The following is a 15,631-nucleotide window of genomic DNA, read 5'->3' on the forward strand; positions in this document are numbered from 1 at the left end:
CACTCCCATCTAGAAATATCAACTATCTAACAACTTCATTATGACGCGTCACGGAATCGGTTTCAATTATCTCGATTTATAAGCCTTTTTCATTAATTAAATTAGTGAAATAAGGTTGTTAAAAACATGCAGTCCGATATCATACCGAATGTCTTTGGTGTATGCATACGTGAGAGCTAATAACCACCCCATCACCGCGTAAACTAACCAACCGAGCAACGAACTAACGTCATGAACCGCACCAAATACAGCTCCACTAAAAAATACGCCAAGCAGGCGAACTTTTTTGTCGTTGGAATTAAAAAACCAATTAAAAAATAATCCGCGAAATAAAAGTTCCTCAATAATTGGTGCAAACACAACGGCATCAAGCGCGAGCCACCAAGGAATTGCCTTTGCTAGAGCCATCACCGTTTGTTGATTTTCAGACTGTGGTAACAGATTAGATTGGTTTAGCCAGATTTGCAACGCCAAAAATAGGATCCATAAAATTACAATCACAATCATAAACCGTGTGATTCGTTTGGTTGGTTTAGTACGACCAAAATGAGCGGGATTATCTTTATGTAGCTGAGTTGAATACATCTGAATAAATAAAACCAACATAAATCCAGTTGTAATCAGGTACATAGTAAACGCAATTAACACGAAGATTTGATTGGTTGGCATCAAATAAGCCATTTGTAAAGGAATTGTCCCAATCTGATACACAATGAACATCCCAATAAACTTCAAAACATTAAAGAAACCTTGCTGCCAGTCCATCTTCATTAGATTACCCCCTCGTACGATTCCGATATGCTATTAGTTTAGACGTTACTTTCTTTAAACGCAACTTACAGATTAGTACTTAAAAACACAAACTTGTTTTACACGTTACTTTCCTATTGAAAACGTTTGCGGTATTCTTAAAGTAAGGATTAAAATGGAGGAATTATTAATGGATATTACTAAACAAATTCATAACCACTCAACCTGGTTCACTTTAACTAATGATCACGATGTTTCAATTATTATCAGCGATTTTGGTGCCACGGTGATTGCAATTAATACCCCAGATAAAGATGGTAACGTTGCTAACATTACCTTAGGGTTCATGCACTCACATTACTATGCGCAACACCATGATTATTTTGGGGCCACGGTAGCTCGCGTTGCTGGTCGTCTAGGCGGTGCCAGTTGGAACGGCCATCAACTGGATCAAAATAGCGGTACAAATCACATTCATGGCGGTGATCATCCCTCCATTAGTTATTCACACTGGAACCTGATCAAATTAATTAAAACAGATGGTCAGATTGGCGCTGTCTTACAATACATCAGTCCAGCTGGGCAAAACGGCTATCCAGGACGACTGTCAATTTCGGCTATGTTTGTTCTGGATCAAAACAATAAATTTACCATTACTTATTTTGGCAACACTTCGGCACCCACGTTGTTCAATCCGACAACTCACATCTACTTTAATTTATCAGGTAATGCTCAGCGCTTAATCAACGACTCTGACTTACAAGTTAACGCTGATGAAATTGCCGAGACTGATGCAGCTAACGTGCCAACTGGTACGTTGCTTTCCGTTGCTGAAACGCCCTTTGATTTTCGTCAAAAAACTAACTTAGGTGATGCGCTATCAAAGTTACCTAATGGTTTAGACACCCCATTTAAACTGAACACACAAACCGATTCAAAACCACAGTTGCGTTTACAGGACCCTTTGTCTGGGAGAAAACTAGCCATTCATACCAATTCAAATTCCCTGATTCTATTTTCAACAACCGGGTTTGAAGGTGATTTTCTCGTTGATGGCATACGAACAATGACTTCGCAGTTGGGGCTTGCCATTGAACCACAAATGTTACCGGATGCTCCAAATCATCCCGGTTTTGATAATATTGTAATTACTCCTGATAGTCCGATGATTTATCAGAACTCCTATACGTTTAACTAAAGGGCAAAATATAGGCTCGTATTTTCAATCTTCAAACGGTTAGTTGAACAACAAAAAAGTCCGCCAATGGCGGATTTTTTTGTTTTATTTTCTAAATGCTTGTTCCAAAACTGAATAAGTAAGTTCACCAGTATTTGCAACTACCGTGTCTGCTTCGCTTAAGTCGGTGGAACTACCCACACCAACTGCAATAGCACCAGCGGCCTTAATAGCTTCGACTCCTGCTTTAGCATCCTCAATGCCCACACATTGACCAGGGTCAACATGGATCTTGTTAGCAGCCTCAATAAAGATGTCTGGAGCTGGTTTCCCATGAGCTACCTTGGCCGGATCAGCAATAGCATCAAACTGATCCTTCAAACCTAATTTTTCTAGTATAAAAGGGGCATTTTTACTTGCTGAAGCAACCGATAATTTGATTTTATTAACGGCCAATTCATCCAATAAATTTTCAATACCAGGTAAAATATCTTTTTGAGTTAACTTACTAATTTCGTTCAAATACAGTTTATTTTTATACTGTGCCATCGCATCAATTTCATCAGCCGAATACTTGTTTTCTAATTTCGCAAATTTAAGAATTCGATTCATTGAATCAAGTCGACTGATACCCTTTAAATCACTTTCAAAACTAGCTGGTAATGTGACGTTCAACTTTTCTTTAGCTAACCTACTCCATGCTTTAAAGTGGAACTTAGCAGTATCCGTAATCACACCGTCAAGGTCAAACAAAACGCCTTGCATGTTAGTCGCCTCCCTTAAGTTCTAAGGATTCATGGTTCAGCTCAACAGTTAAGGGAGCGCCCTTTAATAAACTAATTTTTGTTCCTTGTTTATCAACCACGATTTTAATCAAGCGATCACGGAAATTAATGCGAAATTGATAAGAAGTCCATTTTTTAGGCACAAACGGCTTAAATGACAACGTACCATCTTTAACACGCATACCCGCGAAACCTTGAACAATTGCCAACCAGCTGCCTGTCATCGACGTGATATGCAATCCGTCAACCGTATCATTATTGTAATTGTCCAAATCTAAACGTGCTGTTCGTTCGTACATTTCAACAGCCTTGTCTTCATAATGAAGATCCGCTGCCAAAATAGCATGGACAGATGCTGAAAGACTGGATTCATGAACTGTTAAAGGTTCATAAAAATCAAAATTACGCTTTTTCACATCCTCTGGGAAACGATCAATAAAGTACCAAATTCCCTGTAAAACATCAGCCTGTTTAATATAAGGCGAACGTAAGATTTTATCCCATGACCAGTGTTGATTAATTGGTCGTTGATCCTTAGGAATAGCCGTAACAGGCTTCAGATCTTTATCCAAGAAACAATCATTCTGAACAAAAATACCAAGTTTTTTGTCTTCTGGTAAATCCATCTTATCGATAATTTCTTGCCAATGTTGTTTCTCTTCTGCACTCACTGCCAGTTCATCTAGCTTCTCTGGTGTTACCTTATCCAAACTTTCGAGTGTATATTTAAGTGTCCATTGCGCCAACATATTGGTGTACCAGTTATTGTTCACATTGTTTTCATACTCATTAGGTCCAGTGACACCATGAATCATGTAAACACCTTGTCGTTGTGACCAGTGAACGCGATCTGCCCAAAAACGCGAAATTGCAGTTAAAACATCAATACCTTTAGTTTTGAGATACGTTTCATCGCCGGTATAACGGGTGTAATTATAAATGGCATACGCAATGGTCCCATTACGATGAATTTCTTCAAAAGTAATTTCCCATTCGTTATGATTCTCGATACCGTTGAACGTCACCATTGGATATAAGGCACCCTTAAGCCCTTGTTCACGTGCATTATGGAAAGCTCCTGCCAATTGGTTGTATCGATATTCTAACAGATTTTCAGATACCTTCTTATCTGCTAACGACAAATACAGTGGAATGGCAAATCCTTCAGTATCCCAGTAAGTTGCACCGCCGTATTTTTCACCTGTAAATCCTTTGGGACCAATATTTAGACGCTTGTCTTCACCATAGAAAGTGGAAAACAGTTGAAACAGATTAAACCGAATTCCTTGTTGAGCAGCATCATCACCTGTCACTTGAACATCGGCCTTTTCCCATCGTTTAGCCCAACCATCAGTTTGGTCGGCCACCAGTTTTTGATAGGCAACCGTTGTCACTTGTTGACTGAGATTTTGCATAGCAGCTTTTAGGGTTGCATCATCGTCATAGTCACGTGAAGTTACCACGATCACCCGTTTTTCAAAGTTAGTAGTCTGTTGAGTATCAAGTGCACCACTAAACGTATTGGCTACTTTGAGATCATCAACGGGTTCCTCAAGTGCCTTGAGGTCCGCCTTATGTGTCATTTCCATTCCAACCGTAAATTGAGGTGTGCCATAATTGTTTGGCTTGGTCTCTGCTATTAAATAGCCACTATCTGGTGTTTGTGCTTTTGTTTTTACATTCCAAAATTTTTCATCATAATTAGAATCTTCATTAAAAACATCTGCATTAATTTCAGACACTAATTTTACAAAAACCGGCTGATCGCCCAAATTTTGAATTTGATAGTTGACATCAAACAATTCTTTTTCGGCAACGCTTACAAAACGTTGAATAGTAAAACGCACTTTCGTATCTGGTTCAGATACTGTAAATTTCCGTGTCAAAATACCATTTTTCATGTCCAGTGATAATTCAAAGTCTTCAATCGCTGTGGTAGCCAAATCAACTTTCTTATCATTTAACCAAACATTAACCTTATCAAAATTAACTGCATTAATTACCTTACCAAAATATTTTGGATAACCATTTTTCCACCAACCCACAACGGTCTTATCAGGATACCAAACGCCACCAATATAAATACCTGAGTGGGTATCAGCAGAATAGTCTTCTTCAAACATTCCCCGCATTCCCATATACCCATTACCGATGCTGGTCATGGACTCCTGAAGTCGCTTATTTTGTTTATCCAGCTTGTGTGTCACAATCTTCCACGGATCGATCTCAAAAGTTCGTAGCATGATTTAATCTCCTCCTCTATAAAAAAGGGATCAGGCAAGACTTACGCCCAATCCCTCTTATAATTCAACCTAAATAATCGTTTCTTCAGTTTCATCATCAAAATAATGAGCTTTTGTCATTTCAAATGCCATTTTTAGAGTATCACCTGGTTCGTGATAGTCTCGCGAATTTACTTTAGCAATGAAATCAGTTGTTCCTGTGCGTGAATATAGCATAGATTCAGAACCCATCAATTCAGAGACTTCAACCGTAGCATCAATAATTGCATCTGGAAATGTTTGTAAGGCAACCTCTTCGGCATGAATATCTTCAGGACGAATACCCAATGTTAAATTCTTGCCAACGTATCCTTTACTTTGTAATACTTTGAGTTGACCTTCAGGAATAGCAACTTTAAGCCCTTCTTTACCAACTGCAAACCCGTCTTCTACTTTAACCTCGAAGAAGTTCATGGCAGGTGAGCCCATAAATCCGGCAACAAATTTGTTAACTGGCTCGTTATATAATTGTGCAGGCGTCCCAACTTGTTGGATTCGTCCTTCATTCATAATGACAATTCGATCCGCCATGGTCATAGCTTCTACCTGATCATGCGTAACATAAATGAAGTTTCTACCTAATCGTTGATGTAATTGTGCAATTTCGGTTCTCATTTGAACTCGCAACTTAGCATCCAAGTTTGAAAGAGGTTCATCAAGCAAGAATAGTTTGGCATCGCGCACAATTGCTCGACCTAACGCAACACGCTGTCGTTGGCCACCTGAAAGTGCAGCTGGTTTGCGTTTAAGATAATCGGTTAATCCTAAAATTTTGGCTGCATTATCAACTCTTTTTTTCGTATCGGCTTTATCATTTTTACGAATATTCAAACCAAAAGCCATGTTATCAAAGACTGACATATGTGGATAAAGTGCATAGTTTTGGAAAACCATCGCAATATCACGATCTTTAGGCGCGACTTTGTTCATCACTTTACCGTCCATCTTAAAGTCGCCCTTAGTAATATCTTCCAAACCTGCTATCATACGTAATGTGGTGGATTTACCACATCCGGAAGGTCCAACAAAGACTATAAATTCACCATCGTTTATAGCTAAATTGATGTCGCTAGCTGAATAGTCAGTATTGCCTTGATAGCGTTTATAAATGTGATCTAAATTAATTTGTACCATTCTGAAACGCCCCTCATTTTAATTTTTTGACTTTCAGTAATCATAGATACTTCTATGAATCAGTCTAGATGTGGTAACTTCACATCCCAAAGTCAATCATTCTTTTCCACTCTTCCGCCAAACATCCGATATGTGAAATAAACCGAAAGAGAAATACTACAAATTACAATCAAGAATGCCAATTGTAAAACTAAATTTAAAACCAATAACGCGATAAAAATCAAAGTTGCACCTAAAATTCGCATTGGATATTCAAGACACAATTCCGTAAAACTTTGCTCAGATTTCGTACCAACCTGAAAGCTCATGGTAATTAATATCGCCATAACAATCACTGTACTTGTTAAAATAAACATATGTGGAAACACATTACCAAAGAACCATTTATTCAAGAAGATCAGGATACCAAACACAAACGCAAAACCAATATTAAGTTTGTAATTTTTTAGCATATCAATCCAATTTATAAACTGTTTTTTAAAATATGATGCATTCCCATTAATTTGCCAATCTTGAACAGTTGCAAAACTTGCCATCAAACTGGGAATCGTAAAGATTGCTAACATAAAAGTTAAGATTAAATTAATCACCACAAAAGTTACGTTAAAATCAAGACTTCCCAAAATGATCGCCGTCAGAATAACGGAAAAATTAATTAAAAACCACGCGAAGTTAATGGTAAAAAGTGACCAGACCCAATTGCCTGCTGCAAGTAATTTTTGACCACCTTTAGTTTTTAGATTAATCATTTGTTATCCCAACTCCTCACTTATTTAACGGCACCATCAGTAACACCTTTAATAATCCATTTCTGTGCTGCAAGATAGAATAGAATTACCGGAATAATTGAAAGTGTAATTCCAGCAAGTGCTAAATGCCATTGTTTGGTATACTCGCCAAAGAAATTAAACATTTGCAGCGGAATTGTATATTGTGCCTGTGGTAATACCAATGAAGGTAATAGGTAATCGTTCCAGATTGCAATGATATTTAAAATTGCAACCGTCACAGTCATCGGACTTAACATTGGAAAAATAACTTTATAGAAAATCTGCCATCGACTAGCACCTTCCATTTCAGCCGCTTCATCCATAGCAAATGGAATACTTGAAAGTGTTCCTTGATAAAGGAATATGGATAAACTACAATCAAATCCCAAATACATGAACATAAGTCCCCACATGTTTAACATGTGCACACCACCGAAATTGGCAGTTAAAGGAATCATAACTGACTGAAACGGAATCAACATTGCTGAAATAAAGAGTAATAACAAGCCACTACTTAATTTGCTGTGATTACGCTGTAATGCATAAGCTGCCATCGACGAACAAAGAATAATTAGCAACACACTGCAAACGGTAATGATAAGCGAATTAGTTAACGATCCGATAAAATCCAAAGCCTTAAATGAATTTACGTAGTTATGTCCGGTAGCTGGATGTGGTAATGCTAGTACGGAAGCAAAAATACCTTTAGGTGTCTTAAAAGAGTTGGTCACAATCATATAGAATGGAAATAACCATAATAATCCAATCAAAGCTCCAAAAATGGCAATCAAATGTGTACTTTTCTTACTCATTACAAATCCACCTCCCGTTTACGATTATAGAAGACTTGGATTAACGAAATTGCTGCCACAATGATGAAGAAGATCATGGCCTTGGCCTCTGCTAACGAAAAATTACTAGAGTTGTAAGCTGTATTCACAATATCCATTGCTAACATTTGTGTCGAATTGTAAGGTCCTCCACCAGTTAACGAAAGGTTTTGATCATAAATCTTAAACCCATTTGAAAGTGTTAAGAACATACAAACGGTAAATGCTGGTGCAATCATTGGAAAAGTAATTTTGGTAAATCTTTGCCAAGCAGAAGCACCATCAATTTCTGCAGCCTCAATAATTTCTTGAGGAATATTTTGCAAATAAGCAATGTAGATAATCATAATGTAACCACTCATTTGCCATACCGTTACAATAACTAATCCCCAAAATCCGGTATTTTCCGTTGTCAACCAATTCTCCAGCCACCCGGCATGAAGTGCACTACCTAAAGCACTAAAACCTTGAGTGAAAATAAATTGCCAAATAAATCCTAAGATTAATCCACCAATCATGTTCGGCATAAAGAATACGGTTCTTAAAAAACTACTCCCTTTAAACTTCTGTGTAACTAAAAGTGCTAAACCTAACCCGATTACGTTAAGTGCAATAACGGTGACGATTACAAACGCAACTGTAAACCAAAAGGCGTTAACAAACGCCTTATCGTGAAGCAACGTAATGTAATTTTGAAATCCCACCATTTTGGTAAATGACAATCCATCCCAATCAGTAAAGGAATAAAACAATCCTTCTAACATCGGAATAAAGACAACCAAGGCTAACGCAACGAGGGTTGGCGTCAGAAACAGCCAAAATGAAAGACTACGATTTTTCATGTTACATTACCCTCTTTTATTTATTAATTCGAACTACTTGCTTGTTGTTTCTTCCAACCATCTTTCATGTTCTTTACAGTAGCAGTCCAGCTTTGTTTGCCTGAAAGATACTTCTGTAAGTTTGGTTGTGCAACATCTGGATCCCATGAAGTACCAGTGTATCCAGGGAATGCCCAGCCGATAGTCTTATTTTCATTAGAATACTTGAATACAGTTTGTGTCAAAGCATCTTGCATCTTGAAATTGCTATAACCTTTATAAGCTGGTACAAAGTGTAATGTGTTTACAACATCTTTTTTACCTGCTTTAGATGTGTATAACCAATCCAAGAAGTTCTTTGCAGCTGTTTGTTCTGCAGAAGATTTTTGCTTATTAACAGCCCAGTACAATGATGTTCCGACTGGTAATTTGCCTTCTTCACCTTTAACAGGAATTGGAATCATACCAACATCATTTTTAGCAAATTTCTTATCAATCTGTTCGATAGTTGGATAAATCCAGTCACCTTGTTGAATCATAGCTGTCTTACCTTGTGAGAAGTACTGGTTAACTTGTGCTGAATAATCCATTTGCATTACTGGTTTGATGGAGTATGTACTCTGCAAATCAAGCATTTGTTTCATGTCAGCATTCTTTGTGAATGGCATTGTCTTAGAGTTATATAATTTTAAAGCATTACCATTGAAATCTTGACCAATATACAAGTTAGCTAAATGGTCTGACATAATCCAGGCTTCTTTACCAGGTAAAGCAAAGACACCCTTAATTCCTAACTTAGTCTTCATGGAATCGATCTTCTTAACAGCGGCCTGTAATTTAGCATAGGTTGTTAAACTTGTTGCATCAATTCCTGCTTCTCTAAAGACTTTCTTATTGTAGACAAATCCATAACCTTCAACGTTAAATGGTAATCCAACTGTTTTACCATCCGTCTTTACAGCATCCAATGTTCCTGGTTGTGCTGCTTTTGCAGCCTTAGTATTTGATAAATCGGCTTCATGTGATTTGAACTGTTTAACATCTGCTGGACCAGCTAAACTAAAGATTGTTGGTGCATTACCAGATGAAATACGAGTCTTTAATACTGGATCATACTGAGTACCACCACCAATTGAGGTAACCTCGATTTTGACATTAGGATGAGATTTTTCATATTGAGCAGCAATTGTTTTAAACTGCTTATTATTTTCAACCTTTCCTTGCAAAATTGTGATCTTAACATTTTTCTTTGCGGAACTACTTCCACAAGCAGCCAATGTTAAAGCTGCTCCGGCTACCATCGTAACCGTCGCGAGATGTTTCCAAAACTTATGACTCATGATAAGAACCTCCCTGTAAAATTTTTTTAACTTGTTCTTACATTTCACATTGTACGCAGGCTAATTAATGTTATGCAAGCGCTTTCCGACTGTTACCGTTAACAGCTTTTTCTTTTATTTTTAACTAACATCCTTCAAATGTCCTTATTTTTTGTGCAAACTACCCGTTTCAATTATCACTGGCTCGCCAGCAATTTGAATCACACCATTTGTTACATCTACTGTTTCGTGACTTAACAGATTCATGTACTCACCATCTTTAATGGTTGTTTTTACTCGACCATTATTACTCTTTAAACTAAATATCCCAATCCGTTTTGAATTACCTTTAGAAAAAGAGACTTTGACAATATCATTTTCGAAACTCGTTAATTGACAACTACCGTTCACTTGAATTTCGTCTTGACTCAATTCATGCATTCGTTTAATCATTTTTGATAAATCGACAGAAGTATGCCAATTTAACTTATCTGCATCAAATAGCGATGGCGTTTCCTTTAAACCAAATTCTTGACCAGCGTAAACTAATGTAGCTCCCTTTTGAAATTCAGAAAACGCAGTCCAATTAATTAAATCATTTAAATTTGGAAAGAGTTCATGCGCACGTTCATGATCATGGTTTTCAAGATTACGCATTTTAATATAGTTAGCAGGAAAAGTCAGATCCTGTCGGTTCAGTACTTTCACGTATTCACTCAATGAAGTCTTTCCAGCAAGATATTCATGCCAGTCTTGATCAATATCGTAATCATAAGCAAGGTCAAACGCTCGATAAATTTCACCATCCGAAGAAATCCAAAAGCCCTTACTACGGATGTCACGGATATAATCGCCACCTGTCGATTCCGCAAGCCAAACTATATTTGGTTTAACTTCAGCCACTTCTTTACGTGCCTCTAACCAAAATGGTAAGGGAACCTGAGGCGCAACATCACAACGAAAACCATCCACAATTTTGGCATACTGTTTTAAAGTTTCAATTTGATAATTCCACAAATCATGATTAGAATAATCAAGCTCCGCAACATCTGACCATTCGGGGTTTTTATTAAACAGTTTCCCCTGTTCATCATGTAAAAAGTATTCTGGATGTTGCTTTAATAACACTGAATCTCGGGAAGTATGATTATAGACAATGTCAATCATCAGCTTCATCCCTTGTCGGTGAATCTGTTCTGCCAAGTGAATAAAATCATCCCAGGTTCCCTGTGCTGGATCAATTTTACGATAGTCCTTAATTGAATACGGGGATCCCAACTTGCCCTTGCGATCCACTTCACCCACGGGGTTGATCGGTAAAAGCCAAATAAAATCAGTTCCTAGTGCTTTAATTCTTGGTAAATCAGCTTCCAACGCCTTTAGCGTTCCTGCTTGCGTATGATTTCTCACAAAAACACTATAAATCTGTAACTTTCGTAAATCAGTACTTGTATCATCTGCCATCTTGTTATTCTCCTCTACTTTTCTTCAATCACAATGCTGCCTGACTGTTCCATCGTGACCACATTATCTACTAACGAACTTGCCTTATTAGACAGCAAAGTGTGAACCACCTTTACTGTTGGCACACGGTATTTAACAGTTTTATGATCAAAATTCACAATAACAAATGCCTTTTTACCATTCAATTCACGTTCAAATGCATAGATTTTTGCATCTGTCTTCAATAATAAATATTGACCTTCTGAGAACAAAGGCTGTGTTTTAATCTTCAATACAGCTCGATAAAAGGCAAACAAACTCCCATCATTTTTTACAGCTTCGTCTGCCGCAGCATCGTTATGAGTTGCCCAATTCCATGGATGATGATTAGAAAAGCCCACAAACTTATCTGCCGACCACTGAAATGGACCACGGGCAGTCATCTCATCTTGTTGATTTAACAGCGTTAAAATTTCTTCATCCGAATAGCCCTTTGATTGCATAAAATCAATTAAGTCGAGTGCACGTTGATCGTGAAAATCACGTAACTTCTTGTACTTCAAGTTGCGCATCCCAATTTCTTCACCATAGTAAATAATCGGAATTCCTCGTTGCAAATACATACAAACGGCTAACGCTTTTGGTAAATCATTATCTTGAGAATCAATATGTAGTCGATCTAAAACGCGACTAATATCATGATTGCCCCACGTTAAAGCTGGTAAACTAATCTTTTCTAACACGGCTTCCCAAACTGAAAAGGTTTCTTTCAATCGTTTGATACTTAATTGGCGTGGCTGAAAAAACATCGGAATCTTTGAATCTGTCATCGGATACATTTCACCGTAGTTGTCTGAAGTTACAACCATGTCACAACCAAATCTCTCGGGTCGTGTATACTCTGCAGCCTGATAAGCGTCTGCCGATGATGCCTCACCAAGAAAGAAAACATCGTCTTTATAGCCTTTAACCAACTTAATGAAATCTTTTAGATAAAGTTTTACTTCTGGTAAATTGGCATAAAAAGAAGAATCAACTGGGAATTTTTCCTTCTGATTTAAAATATTTTGACCAAAATTTGCCTTGGCAATATGGATAAACGCATCTAGTCTAAAACCGTCCACGCCTTTATCAATCCAGAACTTAGCAATGTCAGCCATTGATTTACGAACTTCTGGATTTTTCCAATTCAAATCTGGCATCTTCTTATCAAAAATATGGCAGTAATATTGCGATCCACCATTCGGATCTGGTTCCCAAACACTTCCACCAAAGAAAGAACCCCAGTTATTCGGACGGTTACCTTGATTTTCACTCCAAATATAATAGTCTCGAAAAATACTATCCTTATTCTTTATCGCATCCTGAAACCAGGGATGCTGATCAGAAGTATCGTTAATTGGCAAATCCAAAACCAAATGCATTTTTCGTTTATGAATTGCTTCAACTAACTTTTGGAAATCATCCATAGTTCCCAGCAGTGGATCAATGGCAAAGTAATTGGAAACATCATAGCCATTATCAATTTGTGGAGAAACAAAGATGGGATTCAACCAAAGTGTGTTAGTTCCTAGCTGTTGTACATAATCTAAACTTTCCGTAATTCCGTTTATATCACCGATGCCATCATTATTGGAATCCTTAAAACTCTTAGGATATATTTGATAAATCATTGCTTTTTGATACCATTTGTTCATCGCAACCCCTCCTCATATTCATGCTATCTTTTATAAAATTCGATTTTCATCTCAACTAATCGTACTAGGTTTGAAAACCTTTTCATTGAAAGCATAAAAAATAAGCCCGCTGATTGCAAGGCTTATCGTGCATGTTACCGATAACATTATTTAACATCGTCTCGAATAGTGCCACCGACACTAATTTTAGGTTCAAACATTAATGATCCTGATGTATCAAGATGATTGACAATCTTGTCCAAAAGTTTGTCCCCACAGGCCATTCCCATTTCCACAATGGCTTGTTTGACGGTTGTAATCTGGGGAAACGCCACCTGGTTTAAAAATACGCCATCAAAACCAGTCACACCATAATCTTTAGGAATTAAACCACCACAACTTTCAATACCACGTTCTGCTCCCAGTGCCAAGCGATCAGAAGCACAGATAAAACAAGTATTGGGTTCAAACTTATCCCAATTATCAATAACAAACTGTTGTGACAAATGGCTATGATTGTCAAAACGGTGAATTTCGGCCAACATTTGATTTTCCTGTAACAGTTGTAAGTAGCCCGCTTCACGAGAATATTCAAATGATTCACGACTATCCATACCAATAAAGATCAGGCGTTTGTACCCACGCTGTAACGCTAAGTTAGAAATCATGAAGGTTCCGGCCTTATTATTTGTATCCACGTAGTCAAAACCAAACCGATTCTCTCCAAAAATAACCAGCGGTTTTTTTAATTCACCAATCCAGTCAAAATCTTTTTTTCGCATACCAGTGATCACATAACCATCACAATTACCAATATCAAAATTTCGTCTCGTTACCAACTGAAGTGAATACTGTTGGGCATCCAGTGAGCGCGCAATCCCAATCATCAGATTCATATAATAAGGTTCAGTCGTATCAATATCTTCCAGTACACAAAACTTAATAATACGCGTACTATTGTTCACCAGTGCCTTAGCAGCAACGTTTGGATGATAATCTACTTCACGCATTGCTTGATAAACTAACTGTTTTAAATCATCCGTTACTTTGTCAGGATGATTAATCACTCGTGAAACGGTCATTTTCGACACATTTGCGAGTTTTGCGACATCATTTAAAGTTGCCATTCGGTATCTCCCCCTCAGTGATTTTTTGTTACGATTAGTTCCATTATAACAAGTAAGCCCTTACTAAACCTAGTTATTTTTTGAAACCCTTTACTTTAAGTTTCTTTCCTACTATTACTATTTATCAGGGTCGAAACTGTGCTACACTTTTTATTGAAGTTATAATAACCAGTTTAAGCAAAATCTTTAATACGAAAAATAACTAGGAGTGTGCGTATTTTGAAAAAAATTTTAGTTCTCAATGCCGGAAGTTCTTCCTTGAAATGGCAGCTTTTTGGAATTGATGATCTTTCTCTCATTAATAAAGGTGTCATGGAACGAATGAAAACACCTGAAGCCATCTTTACCATTGTTCGCAACGGTGAAGCATTTACAGAACAAATTGCTAATTTGACTTATCAACAGGGAGTCGAATTACTTTTTGATCAACTAAAACATCTTCATTTAATTCAGGATGTTGACGAAATTGCTGCCGTTGGTCACCGAGTGGTTGCTGGTGCAACAACTTTTACGCAACCAACCCAGATTACCGAAAAAAATTTAAGCCAATTAAAAGCTTTAAATAAATACGCCCCTTTGCATAATCCCGTTCAGGTGGAATGTATTGAAACCCTCATGAAGGTTTTACCAAAATCAACGCCGCAAATTGCTGTTTTTGATAGTAAATTTTACTTGGATATGCCGGAACAAAATGCACTATATGCCATTCCTTACGACTATTCAAAAAAGTATCAAATTCGTAAATATGGTGAACACGGCATCAGTCATGAATATATTCTGCATGAAACAGCTAACTTTCTCAAAAAAGATTATCATGATTTGAAACTGGTCACTCTTCATTTAGGCGGCGGTGCATCCATCACCGCTAGTGAAAAAGGTAAACCATTTGATACATCTATGGGCTTTACACCCCTTGAAGGCTTGCCAATGGGTACGCGTTCCGGAACTGTTGATCCTGCTGTGGTTCCTTTCTTAATGGACGAGTTGCATTTAGATGCCAATCAAATCATTAATATCTTCAACGAAAAATCTGGATTGTTAGGTGTTTCCGGAATTTCAGCTGATATGCGCGACATCGTTTCCAATGCACCAACTAATGCACGTGCTAAATTGGCCTATGAGATGTTTATCAATTCTGCCGTTAAATATATCGGCGGCTACTTTACAGAACTTGGTGGTTTAGATGTGATTACATTTACTGCAGGCATTGGGGAACATCAGGCTTCGTTACGAACCGATATTGTCGATCGACTAGCAGTTTTAGGCATAAAGTTAGATGAGGAAAGCAATAACAACGGTAAGGGGCCTCGGGTAATTAGTTCTGAAGATTCCACGGTCAAAGTTTTAATGATCCCAACTAACGAAGAGTTGGCAATTGCTAAAGCTGTTAAAAAATTAACTACTGAAAGATAAAACAATCTAAATTAAAACTGAGATTCAAGAATAAAGAAATTTTTGAAACTCAGTTTTTTTATTAATTCATTCATAACGATCACTTATTTCGGGGGGGAGTAACT

At 37.4% G+C, this 15,631-nt stretch carries 13 protein-coding genes; 2 read left to right on the top strand and 11 right to left on the bottom strand.

Annotated elements, in window-relative coordinates; translation table 11 throughout:
* Nucleotides 1–96: 96 nt before the first annotated feature.
* The gene (locus IV87_RS02505) at nucleotides 97–771 is read right to left on the bottom strand and encodes a CPBP family intramembrane glutamic endopeptidase (RefSeq protein ID WP_057805332.1); all 675 of its coding nucleotides are present in this window, start codon (nucleotides 769–771) and stop codon (nucleotides 97–99) included.
* 169 nt (nucleotides 772–940) lie between these two features.
* On the opposite strand from IV87_RS02505, the gene IV87_RS02510 reads away from it, so the two are divergent.
* Nucleotides 941–1,948 (top strand): aldose epimerase family protein, encoded by a 1,008-nt coding sequence (locus tag IV87_RS02510; protein ID WP_057805333.1) that lies wholly within the window; start codon nucleotides 941–943, stop codon nucleotides 1,946–1,948.
* Nucleotides 1,949–2,032: 84 nt separating this feature from the next.
* Here the strand turns inward: IV87_RS02510 and pgmB are convergent, their stop codons facing one another.
* The 10 genes from pgmB to IV87_RS02560 all read right to left on the bottom strand — a co-directional run bounded on the left by pgmB (nucleotide 2,033) and on the right by IV87_RS02560 (nucleotide 14,114).
* Nucleotides 2,033–2,692 carry a beta-phosphoglucomutase gene (gene pgmB, locus IV87_RS02515; protein ID WP_057805334.1) on the bottom strand — a complete coding sequence of 220 codons (660 nt, stop codon included), beginning with the start codon at nucleotides 2,690–2,692 and terminating at the stop codon, nucleotides 2,033–2,035.
* Nucleotide 2,693: 1 nt separating this feature from the next.
* Nucleotides 2,694–4,955 (bottom strand): glycoside hydrolase family 65 protein, encoded by a 2,262-nt coding sequence (locus IV87_RS02520; protein ID WP_057805335.1) that lies wholly within the window; start codon nucleotides 4,953–4,955, stop codon nucleotides 2,694–2,696.
* Between the two features lie 69 nt (nucleotides 4,956–5,024).
* The gene (locus IV87_RS02525) at nucleotides 5,025–6,128 is read right to left on the bottom strand and encodes an ABC transporter ATP-binding protein (protein ID WP_057805336.1); all 1,104 of its coding nucleotides are present in this window, start codon (nucleotides 6,126–6,128) and stop codon (nucleotides 5,025–5,027) included.
* A gap of 92 nt (nucleotides 6,129–6,220) precedes the next feature.
* Nucleotides 6,221–6,877, bottom strand: a complete 657-nt coding sequence (locus IV87_RS02530) for a hypothetical protein (protein ID WP_057805337.1) — start codon at nucleotides 6,875–6,877, stop codon at nucleotides 6,221–6,223.
* A gap of 20 nt (nucleotides 6,878–6,897) precedes the next feature.
* Nucleotides 6,898–7,710, bottom strand: coding sequence for a carbohydrate ABC transporter permease (locus tag IV87_RS02535; RefSeq protein WP_057805338.1), 813 nt, complete (start codon nucleotides 7,708–7,710; stop codon nucleotides 6,898–6,900).
* The gene (locus tag IV87_RS02540) at nucleotides 7,710–8,570 is read right to left on the bottom strand and encodes a carbohydrate ABC transporter permease (protein WP_057805339.1); all 861 of its coding nucleotides are present in this window, start codon (nucleotides 8,568–8,570) and stop codon (nucleotides 7,710–7,712) included. The genes IV87_RS02535 and IV87_RS02540 overlap by 1 nt, the downstream gene beginning before the upstream one ends.
* 23 nt (nucleotides 8,571–8,593) lie before the next feature.
* Nucleotides 8,594–9,889, bottom strand: coding sequence for an ABC transporter substrate-binding protein (locus IV87_RS02545; protein ID WP_057805340.1), 1,296 nt, complete (start codon nucleotides 9,887–9,889; stop codon nucleotides 8,594–8,596).
* Nucleotides 9,890–10,033: 144 nt separating this feature from the next.
* Nucleotides 10,034–11,332, bottom strand: a complete 1,299-nt coding sequence (locus tag IV87_RS02550) for an alpha-amylase family glycosyl hydrolase (RefSeq protein ID WP_057805341.1) — start codon at nucleotides 11,330–11,332, stop codon at nucleotides 10,034–10,036.
* 14 nt (nucleotides 11,333–11,346) lie between these two features.
* Nucleotides 11,347–13,008, bottom strand: coding sequence for an alpha-glucosidase (locus IV87_RS02555; protein ID WP_057805342.1), 1,662 nt, complete (start codon nucleotides 13,006–13,008; stop codon nucleotides 11,347–11,349).
* 146 nt (nucleotides 13,009–13,154) lie between these two features.
* On the bottom strand, nucleotides 13,155–14,114 hold the full coding sequence (locus IV87_RS02560) for a LacI family DNA-binding transcriptional regulator (protein WP_057805343.1): 960 nt from the start codon (nucleotides 14,112–14,114) through the stop codon (nucleotides 13,155–13,157).
* 210 nt (nucleotides 14,115–14,324) lie between these two features.
* On the opposite strand from IV87_RS02560, the gene IV87_RS02565 reads away from it, so the two are divergent.
* Nucleotides 14,325–15,527 (top strand): acetate/propionate family kinase, encoded by a 1,203-nt coding sequence (locus IV87_RS02565; protein WP_307724344.1) that lies wholly within the window; start codon nucleotides 14,325–14,327, stop codon nucleotides 15,525–15,527.
* The last annotated feature ends 104 nt before the right edge of the window (nucleotides 15,528–15,631 follow it).

Origin of the sequence: Pediococcus ethanolidurans, assembly GCF_001437405.1 — a bacterium.
Lineage (GTDB): Bacteria > Bacillota > Bacilli > Lactobacillales > Lactobacillaceae > Pediococcus > Pediococcus ethanolidurans.